This window comes from Salegentibacter echinorum (genome assembly GCF_900129445.1).
Lineage (GTDB): Bacteria > Bacteroidota > Bacteroidia > Flavobacteriales > Flavobacteriaceae > Salegentibacter > Salegentibacter echinorum.
The window spans coordinates 1-21,599 of the sequence record NZ_FQVT01000005.1 but is presented as its reverse complement, the minus strand read 5'-3'; the positions used below and the strand labels follow the sequence as shown (position 1 = coordinate 21,599).

Below are 21,599 nucleotides of genomic sequence, written 5' to 3'. Positions count from 1 at the left end.
ACACATGAAATATTATTTTAAATATATAGCAATACTTGCCCTGGGGATCGTTTCTTGTGAACCAGATTTTGATAATCCTGTAGATGAAGTGGGAGCTTATAGTAATGGCGAAGCAGATTTTTCGCGTTACGTGGCCCTGGGTAATTCCCTTACCGCTGGTTATGCCGATAATGCCCTCTATATCACGGGGCAGGAAAGTTCTTATCCAAATATTCTCGCGCAACAATTTGAAAAAACCCAGGCAACCGAAGAATTTCGGGTGCCTTATATGAGCGATAATGCCGGCGGACTTTTACTGGGAGGAAATCAAATTACTTCCAATAGGCTTGTTCTGGCATTTTTGGAAAGTGGTCCCGCGCCAAAGGTTTATTCGGGAATGCAACCTACAACAGAGGTGGGTAAAGTTTTAGAAGGTCCATTTGGTAATCTCGGTGCGCCCGGTGCAAAATCCTATCATCTCGTGGCTCCCGGTTATGGCAATGTTGAAGGGGTAGCTGCAGGCAAAGCAAATCCTTATTTCGCGCGTTTTGCTTCTTCTCCACAAACCACGGTTTTAGCAGATGCGCTGGTACAGGAGCCTACTTTCTTTTCTTTATGGATAGGAAATAACGATGTGTTGGGTTATGCTACTTCGGGAGGAACCGGCATAGATCAAACCGGGAATTTAGACCCTTCTACTTATGGCAGTAATGATATTACAGATGCCAATGTTTTTGCTAATTTATACGGTAAAATGGTTCAGGATTTAGCAGCTAAAGCGAGTGGGGGTGTACTTGTTAATATTCCAGATGTAGCGACAGTTCCATTTTTTACCACCGTTCCAGCTAATCCTATTCCATTAGACGCGCAAACTGCCGGAGCTTTAAATCAGCAGTTTTCTGCTTATAATACCCAGGTGCTGCCGGGACTGGTTCAGGCAGGATTTATTTCTGCGGAAGAAGCCCAGGCCAGGCAAATTAATTTTGCTGAAGGTCAAAACTACGTAACCCTACAAGATGAGTCACTTACCGATATTAGTCAGGCAATCCAGGGACCACCTTTTAATTTAGATCCTCAAACGGCCGGGTTGTTAAGTCAGCTTAGGCAGGCAACGCCAGGCGATCTTATCCCGTTAACCAGTTCTGGTTTTCTGGGAACAACGGTAAATGATGATCCTAATATGGTGAATGGAGTATCGGTTCCTTTGGGAGATGAACATGTGCTAACTACCGCCGAACAGGAGTTAGTAAAAAGTGCTACTGAAAAATATAATAATACGATCGCAGGGCTTGCACAAACAAATGATCTGGCTTTGGTAGATGCCAATGCCATGCTCAAGCAATTGGCAAACGGCGGAATAACCTACGATGGTGGTTCGGTGACTTCTACTTTTGTGACGGGGGGCGCTTTTTCATTAGACGGAGTGCATTTAACTCCGCGCGGTTATGCTATAGTTGCCAATAAAATGATCGAAGAAATTAATAAAACCTATAATGCCGAGGTTCCCAAAGTGAACGTAGGTGCCTATAATACGGTTACCCCAAGTAATGATGTGCAATAAATCATATAATTGAATATTGCAGGACTGTCATTCCGACGAAGGAGGAATCTTTTTTCTTAATTTGAAGATTCTTTGCTGCATGCCTGCGCTTTAGGATGACAAATAAAAATTCCTATAAGCAATATTCAGGATTACACCCAACTGAATTTAGAATGCATTTACACTTACTTGTAAAATATATGCTTTTAAATAGGTGACTTACTAAAATTTAAAACGCCGGATAGTTCCGGCGTTTTTTTGTACTTTTCCGTTTCTAAAATATAGAAAAATGAATTTTATTTTAAGGATATTGCTAACCGCCCTGGCTGTGGTTCTACTTGCTAAGCTTCTGCCGGGCGTTGCCGTAACAGGTTATCTAACCGCTGTTATTGTAGCCCTGGTTTTGGCGATATTAAATCTGCTTGTAAAACCACTTCTAATTCTTTTTACACTCCCGGTGACCATTCTCACCCTTGGATTGTTTCTTTTGGTCATTAATGCGATCATAATTTTAATGGCAGATGCTTTTGTTTCTGGCTTTGCGGTAAACGGCTTTTTTGTCGCTTTACTTTTTAGTTTGCTTTTATCGCTGTTTCAATCGCTCTTGTTTTCTTTGTTGGGAAAAGATTAACAGCCTGCTGAAATTCAATAAATTGAAACTTTGTGCGCTTCGGAAAAAAGTGTAATTTTGCACTCCAATTTTTATAACAAGTCAAGATGGATATTACCAGAGAAAATATAGACGAATTGAACGCGGTGGTAAAAGTAGATATCGCCAAAGAAGACTACGCCGGTAAAGTTGAGAAGATCTTAAAAGATTACCGTAAAAATGCCAATATCCCGGGATTTAGGAAAGGACACGTACCTATGGGAATGGTAAAAAAACAATACGGGCAGGCTGTATTGGTAGATGAGGTGAATAAACTTTTACAGGATTCGCTTAATAATTACCTAACCGAAGAAAAACTTGATGTTCTTGGAAATCCTATTCCGAAGGATCAAGAAGATTTCGACTGGGAAAAAGAAGCCTATACTTTTGAATTTGAATTGGGCCTTGCGCCACAATTTGAGGTAAACCTTGAACTTGAAAAGCCGGTAACCCACTATAGCATCGTTGCAGACGAGAAAATGGTGAATAACCAAATTGAATCTATTAGAAAACAATATGGAAAATTGGTTTCTAAGGAAGAAGCTGAAGAAGGAGATACTGTAGCCGGAACTTTTAAAAATGAAGAAGAAGGTATAGAAAAAGAAACTTCCATAGAATTAGAAAAAATTAAAGGGAAGAGAAACCTTAATAAATTTGTAGGTGCTAAAGTTGGCGATGTGCTTACTTTAAAAACCAAAAATCTTTTTGAAGATGATCATGACCTAATTCAGCATCTTGGTATTGAACACGATAAGGCTCACGATCTTGATATAGAAGTTGAATTTAAAGTTAAGGAAGTAAATCATACCGAGCTTGCCGATTTGAACCAGGAATTGTTCGATAAGCTTTTCGGCGAAGGAGAAGTAACCAGTGAAGATGGGCTTAAAGACAAAATAAAGGAAGATGCCGCAAAGCAATTTAAGCAGCAGAGCGATCAACAGTTAATGAATGATGTGACCAAGCAGCTTATTGAGCAAACTAAATTTGATCTTCCAAAAGAATTTCTTCAAAAATGGATTCAAACCGTTGGTGAAAAACCAATGACCGAGGAAGAAGCAAAGGAAGAATATGAAAAGAGTGAAGAAGGTTTACGTTACCAGCTAATTGAAGGTAAGATTGTAAACGAAAATAACCTTTCGGTAGAATTTGAAGACCTTAAAGCTTTTGCTAAAGAAAAGATCAAGGAACAAATGGCACAGTTTGGCCAAATGAATCCTCAGGATAAAGAATTAGACGATATCGCTGCAAGAATATTGTCTAACCAGGATGAGGTTAAGCGCCTTTCAGAACAATTAATGAACGAGAAGTTACTCGATTTCTACAAAGAGAAAATGAGCTTTGAAGAAAAAGAAGTGACTTATGATGAGTTTGTAAAAGAAATTTACGAGTAAACTCTTTCTATAATTTATACTTATATTTAGGGTATTGAAACCTATTGGAGCAATGCCTTATAAAAGTACTGTGAGAGAAAATACTTCGTCTTCCGAAAATCTTCGGAATGGCCCGAAGTATTTTCTGGTTTAATCCAAAAAGTATTTGGAATTATCTCTGGGCTCACCCATAGGTTTAACTTACTTGTAAGACGGCTATAAAATTATAGCGCAAAAACAAAAATTTGATGGACTACGGAAAAGAATTTGAAAAATACGCCACTAAACACCACGGGATAAATAGTAATTATTACCAGAAAATAGTGAGCAGTATGACACCAACGGGGATGACCCCAAATATTATTGAAGAGCGACAAATGAATGCTGTTGCCATGGATGTTTTTTCCAGGTTAATGATGGATAGGATCATTTTTATGGGTACGGCGATAAACGATCAGGTTGCCAATATTATCCAGGCGCAGATGCTGTTTTTAGAAAGTACAGATGCCTCAAAAGATATTCAAATTTATATCAATTCCCCCGGTGGTAGTGTTTATGCAGGATTGGGAATTTATGACACTATGCAGTTTATAAAGCCAGATGTGGCTACAATTTGTACCGGCATGGCCGCTTCTATGGGAGCAGTACTGCTTTGCGCCGGTGAAAAAGGAAAACGAAGTGGTTTACCTCACTCCAGGGTGATGATCCACCAGCCACTTGGTGGCGCGCAAGGACAGGCCAGTGATATAGAAATTACGGCTCGGGAAATCTTAACCCTTAAAAAGGAACTGTATGAGATTATCGCTAAGCATTCTGGCCAAACCTATGCTAAGATTGAAGAGGATAGTGATCGCGATTACTGGATGAAGGCAGATAAGGCCAAAAAGTATGGAATGATTGATGAAATTTTAACCCGAGAAGGATAAAATATTTTTCGGCTTCTATATTTAAACCGAAAATAGAAAAATGATGAAATGGCGAAAGAAGAATTAGAATGTTCGTTTTGTGGAAGGAAGAAACCCGAAACCAGTTTACTTATTGCCGGATTGGATGCGCATATATGTGACAAATGTATAGAGCAGGCTCATGGGATTGTTTTGGAAGAACTTAAACAGGGGGACGCCAAAGAATTATCGGCAGATCTTATGTTGAGCAAGCCCAAAGTGATCAAGGAGTTTTTAGATCAATATGTTATTGGGCAGGAAAACACCAAAAAAGTAATGTCTGTAGCGGTTTATAACCACTACAAAAGATTATTACAACCGGCGAGCGACGATGATGTAGAAATTCAGAAATCCAATATTGTGATGGTAGGGGAAACCGGAACCGGGAAAACCCTTATTGCAAAGACTATTGCGAAAATGCTTAATGTACCACTGGCTATTGTAGATGCTACGGTGCTAACAGAAGCCGGTTATGTGGGGGAAGATGTAGAAGGTATTTTAACCCGTTTATTACAGGCGGCAGATTATAATGTGGAGAAAGCACAACGTGGGATCGTTTTTATTGATGAAATTGATAAAATTGCCCGTAAGAGCGATAATCCATCCATTACCCGTGATGTATCTGGAGAGGGTGTGCAGCAGGCTTTATTGAAACTTTTAGAAGGCACAACAGTAAACGTTCCGCCAAAAGGAGGACGTAAGCACCCAGACCAAAAGTTTGTTGAGGTAGATACCGAAAACATTCTGTTTATTGCCGGCGGGGCTTTTGATGGTATTGAGCGCAATATTAGCAAGCGTCTAAATATGCAGGCTGTTGGATTTAGCGCTTCTAAAAGTGAGGATAATATTGAAAGAACTAATCTTTTAAAATATATTATTCCGAAGGATTTAAAAGACTACGGACTTATTCCTGAAATTATAGGGAGGTTACCGGCGCTTACTTATATGAATCCGCTGGATCAAAAAACACTTCGTTCTATTCTTACAGAACCAAAAAATGCCATTGTAAAACAATATAAAAAGTTGTTTGAGATGGACGATATTGAGTTTGAGATGAGCGATGGTGCCTTAGATTATATCGTGGAAAAAGCGGTAGAATACAAGTTAGGAGCCCGCGGACTTAGATCTTTATGTGAAGCCATGCTAACCGATGCGATGTTTGAATTGCCCGAAAGCGGTAAGAGCAAGCTAAGCGTAAACCGCGAATATGCGGAAGAAAAATTGAATAAATCTACTATGAATAAACTAAAAGCAGTTTCATAAAAAAGCTGGTTTTAGATAACACAAAAAAGCCCTTTTTGAAAAAGAAGGGCTTTTTTATTGCTGAAATTTTTCGCCTCGAAATAAAAGATTTTTTTCGGAAGCATACCTCGTATCCCTGGGTTGAGGTTGTTGATTAATATAACACTAATAACCCAAATTTCTGCAAATTAACCCGAAATATGCACAAGAAGAACCTCTATGCTATACTGCGACTAAGTTTTACCAACATTTTTGATACTCAAAAATGGGTGCAACTAAGTCGGGGTTAACCCGCAGAAAGAAGTACTTTTCATTAATCACATGAATTATGCGGGTTAAAATATTCGGAAAAGAATTACTCGAATTTAAAGCTAAATTTTTCCTGGTAAACCTATGCGTCAGCCTGAGCCCGTCGAAGGCCTTTACTACTTAAATTATTAGTCTAAAACCTCATAATGAATAGGCTTAAAAGTACCATTATTACTGTCTTCGGCAGAGCAGGCAGTTAAGCCAATAATCAAATCCATTTTAGCTTCAAAAAGTACATAATCTCCGGCTTTACTAAGAGGCGGATCTACACTTAATTTCCCTTTTTCATCAAATTGCACGTTCATAAAAATATTGAACGCATTGGGAATATCATCGGGTTGAATGTTGAAAGGCTCTAAACTCGTGTATAGGTTTTCGAAGCAGCTGGGGTGGTAGCCGTCATAATTATACATGATTTCAAAAGTTTCAGGACTGCAGGGTGCCAGTAAAAAATCATTACGCCCATTAGTATCTTCCAGGATTTCCAGCATTTTTTGACTGCGGTTACTCCATAAAAAGTTCTTGGTTGTGAGTAAAATAGATTCTTCAAAATCCATTGTTTTTCCTGAAGATAATTTCTCCCGGCGGTCTTTTGCATTAAATAAAACCATATCGCTAACCTGTTCTCCTTCGGGGTCTACTACCTTTAATTTCTGACCTTTTTTTATTTTAAAAGCCGTTCCAGATTGTTTATTTATTTCGTGCATTATGCTCTTTTTTAATGTTTTCGCTTAACGCGGAATTTATATTATTTTCTTGATTTTCCAAATGTTTGGTAATCGAATTTATATCCTTTTCGCTATACCCCTGATGCAATTTTGCAATAGCCTGAATGCGGGTTGGTGCTGCCCAAAAACCCGTGATTAAAGGTAGGTGGTCTTTCCTCATTTGTTTTGGAATATCCTTATAATACAAAGGGTTTTCCTGTTGCTTTTCAAAATGTTTTACCAATTTTTGAAGTGAAGTTTCTAACTCTTCCCGTGATTGAAGGCTTATTTTTGCATTCACATGAACCGCTGAATAATCCCAGGTGCTAATATCTTTATGTTCATACCAGGAGGAGGAAATATAATCATGAGGCCCCTGAAAAATAAGTAAAGCTTCAGAATCATCTTTTAAAAAATCAAATTGTTCATTATGATTGGCAATATGGGAGTAGAGGATGAAATCCTCTGGTGTACCTTCTACTAAAACAGGAATATGAGTCGCCAGAAGTTGCGCTCCTTTAGTTACAAAAGTCGCAAAAGGATGCTCCTGTATAAAATTATAAATAAACTCCCTATCTTCTTTTTTGTATTTTTCAGGTTGATACATGTTCTAATTTTTTAAGTCAGGCTGAGCCTGATACACGTCAAGCTAGCCTGTCGAAGCTCTTGTTGTACTTAATCACAAAAAATTCGACAATCATATCTTGCGCTCGTTAACGTGTTAATGCTAAGCCTCTCGAAGCGTCTATACTGGACTTGTCGAAGTATCTCCAGTATTATAACTTTTCACTTTAGCCTAAAGCTAAGCGCTTAAGACTTTTTACCAATAGAGATTAAGAATAAATTAGTTTAAAATGGAAAAAGATTAACACAGCCTTTAATTGAGGAAGTTAGGATTTATCGGTTACCAGACTTCTGCTCTTTTTAATGTAAATTAATCTTGCACATCTTTAAGTAGCCAGGACTCTAAGTTTTTATCATCATTTGCGCTGTGTAACACAGAAATATCCCCGGTAGCTTCAAAGATCACCGCTCTAACTTCAGATAGTTCAATAACATTGGCTTCTCTTAGTTTAGAGCGTAAATCACTTTCTGTGACGCGCGCTTTCCTTAGATTTTCATAAAGTATATTTTGTCCATCCATTAAAAGTAAAGGAGAATTATCTACCCCTTCCTGAAACCAATTATAACGCCTTAAAAAAGCAACACAGCTTTGCAAAAGATAGACTACCGCCAAACCGAAAACCCCTTGCAACAAACTTACCGATGATGATAAAATGCTGGAGGCAATTATAGAACCTATTGCTATGGTCATGGCAAAGTCGAAACTTGACATTTTAGAAAAACTTCGTTTCCCAGCCAGCCGGGTAAAAAGAATAATTGCTATATAAATTCCTATTGCCGAAACCGCGATAGCGATAAGGGAAGTTGCAGATGCTTCAAACCATTTTTCCATAATATTCCAATATTTGCTTAGTTTTCTAAAAATAAAGACTTAGTTTAATAAGTAGGTGTTAAAGTCTGGATAAATCTTATTTAAAATTCGAAAGGTATTTCCAGGCGTTACGGCCAATGTTGGTTTTCATTCAATTTCTATACATTTGCGCAATGGGCAGTATTTTAAAGATAGGACATCGCGGTGCAAAAGGATATTTGGCCGAAAATACCCTGGAGAGTATTCAGAAGGCTTTAGAATTTGGTGTGGATGCGATAGAAATTGATGTGCATCGCTGTAAAACGGGAGAAATTGTTGTGTTCCACGATTTTACCTTAGATCGTACCACAAATGGCAGCGGAGAAGTTGCGAATAAAACTTTTGCTGAATTAAAGGCACTAAAAGTAGAAAATGCTTATAAGATCCCATTACTTACCGAGGTCCTGGGGTTAATCGTCGGTAAATGTAGCGTGAATATTGAGCTGAAAGGTTTAAATACCGCAAAAGCTACGGCTGAAATTATTAAAAATCATATTATAGAAAATGATTGGAAATATGACGAATTTATCATTTCCAGTTTTCAGAAAAACGAATTGTTTCAAATGCGAAAGCTAGAAGATAAAGTGCCGTTAGGGGTGCTGAGTAAAGCCAGTGTCCCTGAAGCTATTGAACTTGGCAAACTGCTAAATGCCTCGGCCATACATCCTTCTTTGGGAATTATTACAAGGGAAAATGTAAAGAAATCACAGGCCGCAGGATTTAAGGTAAATGTTTGGACAGTAAACGAACCCAGAGATATTCAAAGAATGCTGGAGTTTGGCGTGGATGGAATAATTTCCGATTTCCCCGATAGACTATTTTAGAGGAGACAGGAAACAAGAGACGAGAAAAAAGAAAAAAGAAACAAGAAATAAGACAAGTTAAAGAACTGGACATCGCAGCGAACCACAACCCACAACCCACAACCTCACAACCGATAACTGAGAACTCACAACAGAAAACCGCATGAATTTCGATATCATTATAATTGGCGGAGGCGCCGCCGGATTTTTCACTGCAATTAATGCTGCGGAAATTAATCCTCACTTAAAAATTGCCATTTTAGAACGTGGGAAAGAGGTGCTTACCAAAGTGAAGATTTCGGGAGGCGGAAGGTGTAATGTGACCCACGCCCAATTTATCCCGAAAGAACTTAGCTTGAATTATCCGCGGGGTGAAAAAGAACTGCTGGGACCTTTTCACAGTTTTATGACGGGAGATACGATGGAGTGGTTTCAAAAAAGAGGTGTGGAGCTTAAAATTGAGGATGATGGGCGTATTTTCCCGGTTTCAGATGACTCTCAAAGTATTATCAATTGTTTTCTTCAGGAAGTAGAACGTTTAAAAATTAAAGTTTTTAAAGGAGAAGCGGTACAAAGCTTTCAGCAGCAAGATAATATTTGGCATATAAAAACGAAGAACACCGATTTTTCTGCGGAAAAAATTATGCTTGCTGCCGGTAGTAATCCTAAAATATGGAAATTACTTAAAAAATTAGGTCATAGTATTATTGAACCTGTACCCTCACTTTTCACCTTCAATATTACAGACGAACGTATTAAAGATATTCCCGGTATTGCTACAGAAGCTGCTGTTAAAATTTCAGCAAAAAATATAAACCTGGCAAGTACAGGACCTTTGTTAATCACACATTGGGGAATGAGTGGTCCCGGAATTTTAAAACTTTCTGCCTGGGGTGCCAGAGCCCTGGAAACTTTGGATTATAAATTTGAATTACTGGTAAATTGGCTTCCGGAAACTACTTCCGAAGAAATTTTAGAGCGTTTAAAGGAATTGAAAATAGCACTTGCGAAACAGCAGGTTTTAAAAAATGCGCAATTCGGTTTACCGAAAAGGTTGTGGAGAAACCTGGCACAGTCAGTAGGAATTGAACGCGATACAACCTGGGCTAATTTAAATAAAAAGCAGTTGCAAGCTTTGGCTAAAGAACTTACCGCCGGCATTTTTCAGGTAAACGGAAAAAGTACATTTAAAGAAGAGTTTGTGACCGCGGGGGGAGTAGATCTAAAGGAAATTGATTTTAAAACTTTTGAAAGCAAACTTTATAAAAACCTGTTTTTGGCGGGAGAGGTTTTAAATATAGATGCAATTACCGGAGGCTTTAATTTTCAAAATGCCTGGACCGGCGCATATTTAGCGGCACAACATATTGCGAAGGATTAAAAGTTGTTTGGAAAGTGCGCTACCGACTAATTTAATCGCCAAATTTCAAAATTAAGTACCAGGGCAAAAAGAACCCAAACGGCATAGGGGATTAGAAGGTAGGTGGCTGTTAAGCTTACCACTTTAAACCATTTTATGGTTAACAAGACCAATATAAAAAGGGCAATGATATTCAATAAGGCCAAAAGAGGTTGTTGCATCCCGAAGAATAGCAAGGACCAGGAGCCGTTTAATAAAAGCTGAAACCCGAAGTGATAGAGCGCGGTTTTTACCCATTTATGATAAAAACCCTTATTCCAAACGATTCCCGCCGCTACGCCCATTAAAATATACATCCCTATCCAAACCGGACCAAAGATCCAGGTTGGCGGATGAAACCAGGGTTTGTTTAATTGCGGGTACCAGCCATCAATTCCGGTTTGGGTCGCAATGGCGCCTAAAAATCCGAAAAACAGACAAATGCCAATGGCTGCCGAGCTTTGAAATAGCAGTTTTCTGGTCATTTTGGTTGGTTTGAACACTAAAGTAAAAATTTATTTTGGTTCTGCCATTAGGTTTTTATCGGTTAATTTATATTTTTTTCACTATTGTCCGGTAAAGAAACAAGATCGCTTTGCTGCAGGAAAAAAGAGAAAAGACTCAATTCTAACTAACTGAACATCCTGTTTTTTCATAATTAATATTCTTCAGTTAACTCTTTTTTTCGAGGGTTTCAAATAGCAAAGAGGGCAATTATGAGGTCGTTTTTAGACTTGGCTATAAAAGAGAATACGCTAGTTAGTTACATTTTTATCGGACATCAATGAGTTTTTTTAAAATTTGGGTTTTGAAAAAGCTTAGGCCATTTTTGCCGCAAAGACAGAAAAGTATTAGGTTAGAATATAATCTTAGTGTTTTTTGTCTATTATCGAATTTCAGAATTCAAAATATAGAAGTTTGAAATGATCAGGTTTGCGGGTAACACTTATCTTTGTAGGTGAAAATTATTAAATAAATACACGTTAAAGGGAAGATTCGCGAACGAGTGTCTTCTAACTTTGAACGTTTTTAATAGCTACCAAATGCAGGAACAGGATTTTATCCCGGGAGAATATTCAACAAAAATCGATAGCGGCCGGGTAGGCTGGGAATCGCCCAGTAATATCGCACTTATAAAATATTGGGGAAAGAAAGAAAATCAAATTCCGGCAAATCCGTCCTTGAGTTATACCCTTAATAATTGTAAAACAACTACTCTTTTAGAGTTTCAGAAGAAAACCACCAAAAGCGATAATTTTGAGTTCGATCTTTATTTTGAAGGAAAACAAAAGGACAGTTTTAAACCTAAAATTCAGCAGTTTTTTGAGCGCATTGCGAAGTATTCACCGTTTTTAAAAGATTACACTTTTAAAATTTCCACGGAAAACTCTTTTCCACACAGCAGTGGAATCGCCTCTTCTGCCAGCGGGATGAGCGCCCTGGCTTTATGCGTAATGAGCCTGGAACAAAAATTAAATCCAGAAATGAATCCTGAATTTTTTAATAGAAAAGCATCCTTTTTGGCACGTTTAGGCTCGGGAAGCGCCTGCCGCAGTATTGAAGGGCCGCTTATTGAATGGGGAAAACATAAGAGTTTGTCTGGAAGTAATGATTGCTACGGAATAAAATATGAGGAAGAGGTAGCCGAGGTTTTTAAATCTTTTCAGGATACTATTTTGCTGGTGGACAAGGGGCAAAAGCAGGTGAGTAGTAGCGTAGGCCATAATTTAATGCACGGTCATCCTTATGCTCAAGCCAGGTTTGCCCAGGCTCACGAGAATTTAGACCAGTTGAAAACAGTTCTTGCTTCAGGGAACCTTCAGGATTTTATGGAGATTGTAGAAAGTGAGGCGCTTAGTTTGCATACGATGATGATGAGCAGTAAGCCTTATTTTATTTTAATGAAACCAAATACGCTTGAGATTATCAATAAAATATGGGCATATAGGGAGCTTACCAAAACCCCGGTTTGTTTTACTTTAGATGCAGGAGCTAACGTGCACGTGCTTTATCCCAAAAAAGACGCTAAAAAAGTTTTAGATTTTATTAAAAATAAACTGATTATATATTGCGAAAAAGAGCAGTACATCTGTGACCGTGTAGGTACAGGTGCCGTAGAATTAAACCTTTCAAAATAAACTTAAATAAGATTTTATTCGTATTTTTCTATGTTTTAAAATTGTTAGCTATGGAGATGGAAATAAAAAAGCTCGAACTTTTAAGATGGTTAAGCGATGTTGAAGATCGCGAGGTTTTAGCCCAGGTGGAAGCTATAAATGAAGATGTAGAAAAAGAAAGTGGGTTCGATTTTGACAAAGAATGGGAGAATGGATATACCGGTAAGGAGTTTAAAGCAGAGATGCGAAAAAGAATAAATTCTTATCCGTGGAAAAAGTAATCTTTACGAGAGGAACCTTAGCGTATTTCGACGATTTGGTGTACACCCTTTTTTCGGAAGGTTATTTTACTTACGAAATGCTCAAAATTATGTAGCTAAGCTTGTTGATTACATAATTACAGAAATAAATAGCTTTCCACATAAAATTACACCTAAGGAAATAAAGAATTTAGGTAATTATTATATGTTTTATAAGACCAGCCAGCGCACTACTTGGTATGTGTTTTTTTGAGAAAAGACATAATCATTATTTAGTGACTACTATTTTAAATAATTATTCAAAAGAAATAAAAAGTCTCAATGAATACTAATTCCTAAGGCTCTTTGCGTATAGCATATCTTTCCAAACATATTTAATCGAGAAATAACACGGGGAAGTGAAAAGTGGATTAGATTTCTTAACTTTGCCGAATAGTTTTTTAAGGAAAAAGATTTTTTTGAGAAAATCAAATGTATTGTTTAAATTAATGGAATCTTTTTCTTAATAAAATGGGTGAAGTTTTATAGATTGTGGGTTTGGCTAGAATATTGCTTGTAACTTTAAATAAAAGCTGCTACTTGTTTGGAAATAAATAGACTGACTTTTCTAGTCTTTTAGATGCCGGGTAGCCCCATAAAAAACACGAAAACAATATGAAAGGACCTTTATTTTACTCAAAAATCCTGCTATTCGGGGAATATGGAATCATTAAAGATTCCAAAGGTTTATCCATACCTTATAATTTCTACAATGGCGCGCTAAAAGTAGATGAAGATCCTTCTGCTGCGGCTATAGCTTCGAACCAAAGTTTAGGCAGGTTTGCCGATTATTTGAATGAACTTCAGCAAAATAATCCCCAATTGGTGCAATTCGACCTGGCTTCTTTAAAGAAAGATGTCGCTAAAGGCATGTATTTCGATTCTACTATTCCGCAGGGTTACGGCGTGGGGAGTAGTGGCGCATTGGTAGCGGCCATTTACGATAAATACGCTACAGATAAAATAACGGTTTTAGAGAACCTCACCCGCGATAAACTGCTAAAGCTGAAAAAGATTTTTGGGGAAATGGAATCCTTTTTCCACGGAAAATCTTCCGGTTTAGATCCGCTTAACAGTTATCTGAGTATTCCTATTTTGATAAATTCTAAAGATAATATTGAACCGGCCGGGATTCCTTCCCAAACCGAAAACGGTCAGGGCGCTGTATTTTTACTGGACAGCGGAAGCACCGGCGAAACCGGTCCCATGGTGAATATCTTTATGGAAAGTATGAAGCAGGAAGGTTTTAGGAAAATCATGAAAGATCAATTCGTAAAACATACCGATGCCTGTGTAGATGATTTTCTAAAGGGAGATGTAAAGTCTTTGTTTTCTAACGTAAAACGACTTTCACACGTTGTCTTCGATAATTTTAAACCAATGATTCCTGCGAAATTCCACCAACTTTGGAAACAGGGCATAGAAACCAACGATTATTACCTAAAACTTTGTGGTTCCGGTGGTGGTGGCTATATTTTAGGCTTTACGGAAGATATTCAAAAGGCCAGAAAATCGCTTAAAGATTATAACTTAGAAGTGGTTTACAACTTCTAAATCCTGCTACAATGGCATCTACTGCTAATAAGCGCTTATTGCTTAAAATGCTTAGTTTATTTTCGGCAGTAAGGGGCTATAACATTTTGGTGCTTATCATCGCGCAGTATCTTACAGCGGCTTTTATCATGGCGCGAGACTTACCTTTAAGAGAAGTACTGTTTGATGATAATTTGTTTTTCCTTATCCTTTCTTCGGCCACGGTGATTGCTTCCGGGTATATTATTAATAACTTTTACGACAGTGAGAAAGACCTTATCAACAGGCCCAAAAAAACAATGCTGGACCGTTTTGTGAGTCAGCGGACTAAGCTTTCGGTGTATTTTATACTTAATTTACTGGCGATCTTCTTTGCCAGTTATGTTTCCTTTAGAGCGGTTTTATTCTTTTCGGTGTATATATTTGCTATATGGCTGTATTCCCATCGCTTAAAACGCATCTTATTTTTGGGCAACCTGGTGGCTTCCATCCTTACCATTACGCCTTTTTTCGTGGTTTTTGTGTATTACAAGAACTTTGAAACCGTGATTTTTACCCACGCTACTTTTCTTTATTTAATGATCGTCATGCGCGAACTGGTAAAAGACCTGGAAAATATGCAGGGCGATTTGGCGCAGAACTACCAAACCATACCTATTGTTTACGGCGAAAGACTAAGTAAGTTCTTTTTAAGCGTCTTAAGCCTGCTGGCCATAGTACCCACAGTGCTTTTAATTACGCGTTTTGATATAGGCGCGATGGATTATTACTTCTATGCCTCCCTGGTTTTGCTGCTGTTTTTTGTGTTGTTCCTTTATTTTAGTAAGGCGAAATGGCAGTATTTGGTGTTGCACAATATTTTAAAGCTCATCATTGTAGCAGGGGTATTTAGCATTTTACTTATTGATTTAGACGAAGTCCTTAACCGGGTTTTTTAACTATAATATTATTAAAACAACTATGAAAAAAGATCATAATTATTTTCTGAAAAGAGCCATAGAACTGGCCGAAGAAGGAATGGACAAAGGCGAGGGCGGTCCTTTTGGAGCGGTAGTCGTTAAAGATGGGGAAATTATTGCTGAAGCCAACAACAAGGTAACTTCTCATAAAGATCCTACCGCACACGCCGAGGTCGTGGCTATTCGTAAAGCCTGTGAAAAACTGCAGGATTTTCAATTAAAGGACTGTATTTTATATACCTCTTGCGAGCCCTGTCCCATGTGTTTGGGCGCCATCTACTGGGCACGGCCTAAACAGGTCTTTTATGCCCTTAACCGACGGGATGCGGCAAAAATAGGCTTCGACGATCAATTTGTGTACGATGAAATTGCTTTAGACATGGATGAACGTAAAATTCCCTTCGTAAATATGATGCGGGAAGAGGGACTGCCGGTTTTTGAAAAATGGGATCGTAAAGAAAATAGAATTGATTATTGATGCCGATAAAAAGGTAGAAAACTTCGCGTTACCCCGGAAATATTGTGAGAAATAGGGTGATTTTATCCTCGTATAACACGTTGGCAACAAGCTAAAAAACCCAAGCAATTACCAAATTGGTAACTTTTTTTATTATATTTGCGTCAAACAATTATAATGTGAGAGTAATCGCAAAACGAACTTTACGAGATTTTTGGGAAAAACACGCTGATTGTGAAGAACAATTAAAATCGTGGTATAAAGAAACTGAAAAATCTGAATGGAAAAATATTAACGAATTAAAAAGTGAATATCCGAGTGCTAGTATTTTAAAAAATAATCGAATTGTTTACAATATAAAAGGTAATAATTATCGTTTGATTGTAAAATTTAATTTTGAATACGGAATATGCTGGATAAGGTTTATCGGAACTCACGCTGAATATGATAAAATTGACGCAAATAATATCTAATTATGAAAATATTACCAATTAGAAATGAAAAAGACTATCAAAACGCACTCAACAGACTTGAGGAAATTTTTGATGCAAAAAAAGGAACGGAAGATGGAGACGAATTGGAAATCCTGTCAATTTTGATTGATAGATATGAAGAAGAACAATTCCCAATCGGAATGCCTGACCCAATCGAAGCAATTAAATTCCGAATGGAACAAATGGGAATGAAACAAAAGGATTTAGCAGAAGTTGTTGGATTTAAAAGTAGAGTTAGCGAAATTTTGAATAAAAAAAGAAAACTGACTCTAGATATGATTAGAAAACTCAACACTACTCTACATATTCCTACAGAAGTTTTAATTCAGGATTATTAATTGAAAAAAGCCAGTTACCAATAACTAATTCGTGTGGCCAGTACTACCTGTCCCGATTTTTCGGGAGCCTAACATGAATGTCCCGCACGTGCGGGATTGACTAAACCGATTGTCCGGCGATTAGCGACTATGGGGATTGATCTGTTTGCCTTTAGTGTTTTTAGGAAGAGATTGCCTACTTTGTTTTTAATTGGTTCTAGCCTACTTACGAAATTCCTCGCGGATTTTCTATTCGGTTTTTATTTGTTAACTTAGTTGCTTAACCACGCAACAAACCATATACAAACACGTTATGTGCAAGCTGAAAATAATATGCGAATAAGGGAAATCATCAATAAAAAGACAGGAGAAAAAATAATATCTTTTGGAGGAGAAGATTTTGAAAATGTTATTCCTGACCAACATTATTATGATGCGTGTTTTGTGCAAAGAATGATGCTTCAAGTCCCAGAAGAGGCAAAGGGCAAGAAAAAACCAACGGAAAAAGGAAAACGAATTTTATTTGCTACAGCAAAAGATTGTCGAGAATTTATCAATGACTTCCGAAAAATTGAAATTCCACAACAATTATTGGATTTACTAAAAGCCTAAAGGAAAAGGAAACAGCAAAAACTATTAAAAGGTTTGGTCTTTAATCCTGATATTTTAATGGGTTTTCTATTAAAGGCTGGGGACAATGGATTTTTGTTGAGTCAATACTCATCAAATTTCCAAACAAGTGCCATAGACAAAGAGAAATTACCCTTTGCCTATATGCTGAACGAAGATGGAGAAATTGAAAAGTTTGGAAAAACGGAATTGACTGATGGACAACTTAAACAAGCGTTAGAACAGCGGAGCGCTAAGGTTGCAAAAATCTTAGAAAAAGACGGAGGATGGCATTGTTTCTTCATCACTTACAACAGTATTGGAGGAAAAGAAAATTGGCAAAATGGAAAACCTCATTTTCACTACATTTCCAACTATTTCGGAATTAAAAAAGAGGATGTAATTGAGCAAATAAAATCTAAAAAGTATAAGCTGGGGAATTTACCGCATATTGCATTAGACGATTATGGAGTTCAACCCGACAGAAAAGCCAGCACATAACAATGGCTACAGCAAATAGGGCGGTAAGTGCTGAATTCACCGGCTTGGGCGTGTTTGCTAAGTGCTTGGGGGAAAGGTAATCGCTTACCACTTGCCCTACTTGCCATAGCCGAGCCGTTGTGTGCAAGTTTTATCCAAAATTCGTATGAAAAACATTAAAGTCATAATTGTAATATTTATAATAATCTTAATCATTACAATTGTACTTGATTTTTACGACTCACAATTTAGTTATCACGATATTCTAGTTGAATTTCATGGCCTTTTGTTTGATTTATTAGTCTTAGGTATCATATATGGTGTTTATGAAAATTTCAGTAACAAAAAGGAAAGAATTGAAAATTTGAAAGAATCGATAGAAGATTATCGAGGACTCAATACAATTAATTCATCCTTTAAAATTGTATCATTTATAAGAAGACTTTACGATTTAGGGGTAAACGAATTCAGCCTACATCAATGTTTCTTGCAGGATGCTAAACTAAATGAATACAACTTTAGAAATAGTAATTTTTCATTTTCTAATTTAGAAAATGCAAGTTTTTCCAGAAGTAATCTTGAAAATTGTAAATTTTATGATTGCAGATTGAGGGAAGCATTTTTTGTAGATACAATTGCTTATAATGCTAGATTTGAAAATGCAAATTTATCTGAAACCACAATAACAAAATCCGATTTTAGTTTTGCTAATCTAAGACGAGTTAAATTAAATAAAGCAAAAATTTGCGCAACGGATTTCAATTGTGCAGATATGAGCTTTGCAGACTTAGAAGGCGTAAAAGTTTATGATCAAAATTGGTTAGAAACTTTAGAAATTAATGAAGTCAAAGGAATTGAAAAGCTAAAAGAAAGATTTTATATTGATCGAGGTGTTTTTGAGGTAGATGAAATAGGAGAATATTGGATAGTTCTAAAAAAAACCAGCTGACAGCAACGGTTCATCGCCAATAAGCCGCAGCGTTAGAAAGAAAATAATTATCTTGACCAACAACAAAATACTAAGCCGACAAATCCGCGTCCCTTACTCCGCCAATTGGCGATAATCGTAACCGTTAGCTATAATATTGCTAGAGAGAAATTCAATTGCAAAAAGTTTAGAACTATGAAAAATACAATTCTACTTTTATTCCTATTATTTACTATACATCAATCAAGTGCTGAATGTGCTATGAGTGGATTTACTTATTATCCAGAACATAGTGCTATTAGCCAGAATTCTATTTTTATAATAGAGGGATATTCATTTAGTCAAAAAGTGATTAACTCTTTTAAAAATGATAGAGAAGCTTATTTACAAAGTGAAGATGGAGAGAAAATAGATTTGATATTAAAAGAAATATTAATCGGACAAATGAGTTTAACTCAAGCTACTTTTAAACCTGCAGAAAAATTAGAACTTAATAAAAAGTATTTTTTAAAATTCACTCATCTAACGAACAAGGAAAATTATAATGAACTGACAAGATATAATCGTGAAACAAAAGAACATGAACCTGTAGCTTGGAAAGTAACAGATAACAATACAGAAGAATTAAGTGATGATTTGAGTTTAAAATTTGAAAAGACTGATGTTCAATATTATGGTTGTGGACCAGCAGCATACGCCGTATTCCAACCTCAAAATTCATCCGATTTAGAAATTTGGTACAGAACAGAAGTTTACGATGAAAAAACTAAAACTTCCACAATATATATTATTAAAACTTGGAAAGAAAAATTACAAGTAGGACACGGCATGTGTTCAGGTGGTTTTACTTTTAGTAAAGATGGAGATTATAAAGTTCGGTTTACTCCCATGAATATCGATGGGAAAAATTAGCAACTACCGAATGGATATCATTCGAAAGTCCTTTTAAAAATTCGAAAAACCCATGGGGCTTTTAGTGTATCCACCCCACCAAGCACGTATTGCTAGAGTGCAATCCTGGATATAGCTTTGCTCAAAAATAACTACAATGAGTAAAGAACAAGAAATGTTTACCTTGATCGATGAATTTAAAAATAGTGCCTTAAACGCAAAGGCCTTCTGTGAAACGAATGGTGTTGTTCCCTCAACTTTCTATTACTGGAAGAAAAAGAAAGCCTTGAAAGAATTACCAGAAACTAGTGGCTTTATAAGCATCAGTCCTAAAGTCGAAACTGGAAGTCTGGAACTCATTTATCCCAATGGGATCAGGTTAAGACTGGAGGACTCCCAGCTTGAATTAATTAGTAAACTTATCAGGCTTTATTAATGTTTGCATTAAGCTCGTTCCATACCTATTACTTTTATCGAAAGGCCTGTGATATGCGAAAATCCTTTAATGGCTTGAGCGGACTGGTAAACAACGAGATGGGCAGGGAACCCACTAGTGGGGATGTTTTTATATTTTTGAACCGTAACCGTACTCATCTTAAGCTCTTGCACTGGGAAGCCGGGGGTTTTGTATTGTATTACAAACGCCTGGAACAAGGCAGTTTCACCCCGCCGGTTTTTAAAGAAAATAATCCAGATATAACCTGGTCACAACTGGTGCTTATGGTAGAAGGACTACAGGTAAAAAAGGCCCATCAGAAACTGAGGTATCCAAGGTAAAAAAGTGATGAAAACCCCGGTAAAAACAAGGGTTTACAGTAGGTTTAAAACAAGGGTTTTTGTATCTTTACCCTATGCAAGAACCCTTAGAAAACCTTACTAAAGACCAGCTTTTGGCACTCCTGAAGAAGGAGACAAAAAAGAGGGGAAAAGCTGAAAAAAGTGTTTCTAAAAAGGAACAAGAAGTTAAAAAAGCACAGCATAAAATTGCTGATCTGAAATTTCAGATAGCATACTACAAACGCCTGGCATTTGGTCAAAAGAGAGAACGCTTCGAGGGAGATAAGAACCAGATGAGCCTTCCTTTTGAAATGGAACCAGAAAAGGCGGAACAACAAGAAGCCGAGCTAAAGGAAAAGCTCACTTACCAGCGCCGCAAGAAAACCTCGACCCACAAAGGAAGAATGCCTCTTCCAGAACATCTTGAGGTAGAAGAGATCGAGATCTATCCCCAAGAGGATATTACCGATATGGTGTGTATTGGCAAAGAAGTGACCGATGAGCTGGAATACGAGCCTGCCAAATACTATATCAAACGCTACATCCGCTATAAGTATGCTCCCAAAAGTAAAGAAGGGGTGATCATCGGGGAACTTCCCGAGCGGGTAATCGAAAAGGGCGTTCCTGGAGCCGGGATATTGGCTTCTATTTTGGTCGATAAATACCAGGATCACCTTCCGCTGTACCGGCAACTCCAACGCTTCAAAAGAGCAGACATTCCCATAGCATCTTCCACTTTAGAAGGTTGGACGCGGCAGAGCCTTAAAATCATCGATATTCTTTATCAGCACTTGCTGGAGGATATTCGCTCCAAAGGCTATCTGCAAAGCGATGAAACTCCCATAAAGGTAATGGATCCTGCTAAAAAAGGAAAAACACATCAAGGCTATTATTGGGTACATCATTGCCCAATGGATGGCAGCGTACTCTTTGATTACCAGCCCGGGCGTAGCCGAGAGGCTGCCGATCATGTATTGTCTAATTTTAAGGGCTACCTTCAAAGTGATGGCTATGCCGTGTATGATAAAATCGGAAAACTTGAAGGGGTTACCCACCTAAACTGCTGGGCTCATGCCCGAAGGGAATTTGACAAAGCAAAAGACAATGACAAAGAACGAGCTGAAACAGCTTTGACCTTCATCCAGAAACTCTATGCGGTGGAGGCCCAGGCACGAGAGGATAACTTAAATCCGGAACAGCGTAAATCCCTGCGACTGGAAAAAGCCTTACCCGTTATCAATGAATTTGGGAAATGGATGTTTGCTCAGATGAAGCATCAGCTAATCCTTCCCAAGAGTCCAATCGGAAAAGCCTTCCGGTAT

Annotated in this window: 25 protein-coding genes; 21 read left to right on the top strand and 4 right to left on the bottom strand. The window is 37.5% G+C overall.

Annotated elements, in window-relative coordinates; genetic code table 11:
* The first annotated feature begins 4 nt into the window (after positions 1 to 4).
* From BUA71_RS09665 to clpX, 5 genes are all read left to right on the top strand, one after another.
* Positions 5 to 1,540, top strand: coding sequence for an SGNH/GDSL hydrolase family protein (locus BUA71_RS09665; RefSeq protein ID WP_072879173.1), 1,536 nt, complete (start codon positions 5 to 7; stop codon positions 1,538 to 1,540).
* 268 nt (positions 1,541 to 1,808) lie between these two features.
* A complete protein-coding gene (locus tag BUA71_RS09660; protein WP_072879171.1) occupies positions 1,809 to 2,150 on the top strand; it encodes a phage holin family protein in 342 nt (113 codons plus the stop codon).
* Between the two features lie 86 nt (positions 2,151 to 2,236).
* Positions 2,237 to 3,559, top strand: coding sequence for a trigger factor (gene tig, locus BUA71_RS09655; RefSeq protein ID WP_072879158.1), 1,323 nt, complete (start codon positions 2,237 to 2,239; stop codon positions 3,557 to 3,559).
* 227 nt (positions 3,560 to 3,786) lie between these two features.
* Entirely contained in the window at positions 3,787 to 4,464 is a 678-nt protein-coding gene (clpP, locus tag BUA71_RS09650) for an ATP-dependent Clp endopeptidase proteolytic subunit ClpP (RefSeq protein WP_072879156.1), read from the top strand.
* A gap of 48 nt (positions 4,465 to 4,512) precedes the next feature.
* Complete coding sequence (clpX, locus tag BUA71_RS09645) at positions 4,513 to 5,745, top strand: ATP-dependent Clp protease ATP-binding subunit ClpX (protein WP_072879154.1); 1,233 nt, start codon at positions 4,513 to 4,515, stop codon at positions 5,743 to 5,745.
* Positions 5,746 to 6,161: 416 nt separating this feature from the next.
* Here clpX and BUA71_RS09640 read toward each other — a convergent pair whose 3' ends face one another.
* The 3 genes from BUA71_RS09640 to BUA71_RS09630 form a co-directional block, all read right to left on the bottom strand.
* A complete protein-coding gene (locus BUA71_RS09640; protein ID WP_072879152.1) occupies positions 6,162 to 6,740 on the bottom strand; it encodes a DUF1989 domain-containing protein in 579 nt (192 codons plus the stop codon).
* Complete coding sequence (locus tag BUA71_RS09635) at positions 6,724 to 7,347, bottom strand: FMN-binding negative transcriptional regulator (protein ID WP_072879150.1); 624 nt, start codon at positions 7,345 to 7,347, stop codon at positions 6,724 to 6,726. The genes BUA71_RS09640 and BUA71_RS09635 overlap by 17 nt, the downstream gene beginning before the upstream one ends.
* A 327-nt stretch (positions 7,348 to 7,674) precedes the next feature.
* Positions 7,675 to 8,196, bottom strand: coding sequence for a DUF421 domain-containing protein (locus tag BUA71_RS09630; protein WP_072879148.1), 522 nt, complete (start codon positions 8,194 to 8,196; stop codon positions 7,675 to 7,677).
* A gap of 152 nt (positions 8,197 to 8,348) precedes the next feature.
* Here BUA71_RS09630 and BUA71_RS09625 point away from each other — a divergent pair, with 152 nt between their 5' ends.
* A complete protein-coding gene (locus BUA71_RS09625; protein WP_072879574.1) occupies positions 8,349 to 9,038 on the top strand; it encodes a glycerophosphodiester phosphodiesterase in 690 nt (229 codons plus the stop codon).
* A 142-nt stretch (positions 9,039 to 9,180) separates the two neighbouring features.
* The gene (locus BUA71_RS09620) at positions 9,181 to 10,398 is read left to right on the top strand and encodes a BaiN/RdsA family NAD(P)/FAD-dependent oxidoreductase (protein ID WP_072879146.1); all 1,218 of its coding nucleotides are present in this window, start codon (positions 9,181 to 9,183) and stop codon (positions 10,396 to 10,398) included.
* 26 nt (positions 10,399 to 10,424) lie between these two features.
* Here BUA71_RS09620 and BUA71_RS09615 read toward each other — a convergent pair whose 3' ends face one another.
* Entirely contained in the window at positions 10,425 to 10,901 is a 477-nt protein-coding gene (locus BUA71_RS09615; RefSeq protein ID WP_072879144.1) for a TspO/MBR family protein, read from the bottom strand.
* A gap of 558 nt (positions 10,902 to 11,459) precedes the next feature.
* Between BUA71_RS09615 and mvaD the strand changes: the two genes are divergently transcribed.
* The 14 genes from mvaD to tnpC all read left to right on the top strand — a co-directional run.
* Entirely contained in the window at positions 11,460 to 12,554 is a 1,095-nt protein-coding gene (mvaD, locus tag BUA71_RS09610; RefSeq protein WP_072879141.1) for a diphosphomevalonate decarboxylase, read from the top strand.
* 50 nt (positions 12,555 to 12,604) lie between these two features.
* Positions 12,605 to 12,814, top strand: coding sequence for a hypothetical protein (locus tag BUA71_RS09605; protein ID WP_072879139.1), 210 nt, complete (start codon positions 12,605 to 12,607; stop codon positions 12,812 to 12,814).
* A 633-nt stretch (positions 12,815 to 13,447) separates the two neighbouring features.
* Positions 13,448 to 14,386 carry a mevalonate kinase family protein gene (locus BUA71_RS09600; protein WP_072879137.1) on the top strand — a complete coding sequence of 313 codons (939 nt, stop codon included), beginning with the start codon at positions 13,448 to 13,450 and terminating at the stop codon, positions 14,384 to 14,386.
* 11 nt (positions 14,387 to 14,397) lie between these two features.
* Positions 14,398 to 15,303 (top strand): geranylgeranylglycerol-phosphate geranylgeranyltransferase, encoded by a 906-nt coding sequence (locus tag BUA71_RS09595; protein WP_072879135.1) that lies wholly within the window; start codon positions 14,398 to 14,400, stop codon positions 15,301 to 15,303.
* A 22-nt stretch (positions 15,304 to 15,325) separates the two neighbouring features.
* Positions 15,326 to 15,802 (top strand): nucleoside deaminase, encoded by a 477-nt coding sequence (locus tag BUA71_RS09590; RefSeq protein WP_072879133.1) that lies wholly within the window; start codon positions 15,326 to 15,328, stop codon positions 15,800 to 15,802.
* Between the two features lie 158 nt (positions 15,803 to 15,960).
* A complete protein-coding gene (locus tag BUA71_RS09585; protein ID WP_072879572.1) occupies positions 15,961 to 16,254 on the top strand; it encodes a type II toxin-antitoxin system HigB family toxin in 294 nt (97 codons plus the stop codon).
* 2 nt (positions 16,255 to 16,256) lie between these two features.
* Positions 16,257 to 16,613, top strand: coding sequence for a helix-turn-helix domain-containing protein (locus tag BUA71_RS09580; protein WP_072879131.1), 357 nt, complete (start codon positions 16,257 to 16,259; stop codon positions 16,611 to 16,613).
* 294 nt (positions 16,614 to 16,907) lie between these two features.
* Positions 16,908 to 17,204, top strand: coding sequence for a hypothetical protein (locus BUA71_RS09575; RefSeq protein ID WP_139277083.1), 297 nt, complete (start codon positions 16,908 to 16,910; stop codon positions 17,202 to 17,204).
* Positions 17,205 to 17,261: 57 nt separating this feature from the next.
* A complete protein-coding gene (locus tag BUA71_RS09570; RefSeq protein ID WP_072879127.1) occupies positions 17,262 to 17,702 on the top strand; it encodes a hypothetical protein in 441 nt (146 codons plus the stop codon).
* Between the two features lie 145 nt (positions 17,703 to 17,847).
* On the top strand, positions 17,848 to 18,630 hold the full coding sequence (locus tag BUA71_RS09565) for a pentapeptide repeat-containing protein (RefSeq protein ID WP_072879125.1): 783 nt from the start codon (positions 17,848 to 17,850) through the stop codon (positions 18,628 to 18,630).
* Between the two features lie 174 nt (positions 18,631 to 18,804).
* Positions 18,805 to 19,521 (top strand): hypothetical protein, encoded by a 717-nt coding sequence (locus BUA71_RS09560; RefSeq protein WP_072879123.1) that lies wholly within the window; start codon positions 18,805 to 18,807, stop codon positions 19,519 to 19,521.
* 136 nt (positions 19,522 to 19,657) lie between these two features.
* Positions 19,658 to 19,936 (top strand): IS66 family insertion sequence element accessory protein TnpA, encoded by a 279-nt coding sequence (gene tnpA / locus BUA71_RS09555; protein WP_072879121.1) that lies wholly within the window; start codon positions 19,658 to 19,660, stop codon positions 19,934 to 19,936.
* A complete protein-coding gene (gene tnpB, locus BUA71_RS09550) occupies positions 19,936 to 20,277 on the top strand; it encodes an IS66 family insertion sequence element accessory protein TnpB (protein WP_072879120.1) in 342 nt (113 codons plus the stop codon). The genes tnpA and tnpB overlap by 1 nt, the downstream gene beginning before the upstream one ends.
* Positions 20,278 to 20,351: 74 nt before the next feature.
* Positions 20,352 to 21,599 (top strand): IS66 family transposase (tnpC, locus tag BUA71_RS09545; protein ID WP_072879118.1); only part of this gene is annotated, 1,248 nt, incomplete at its 3' end.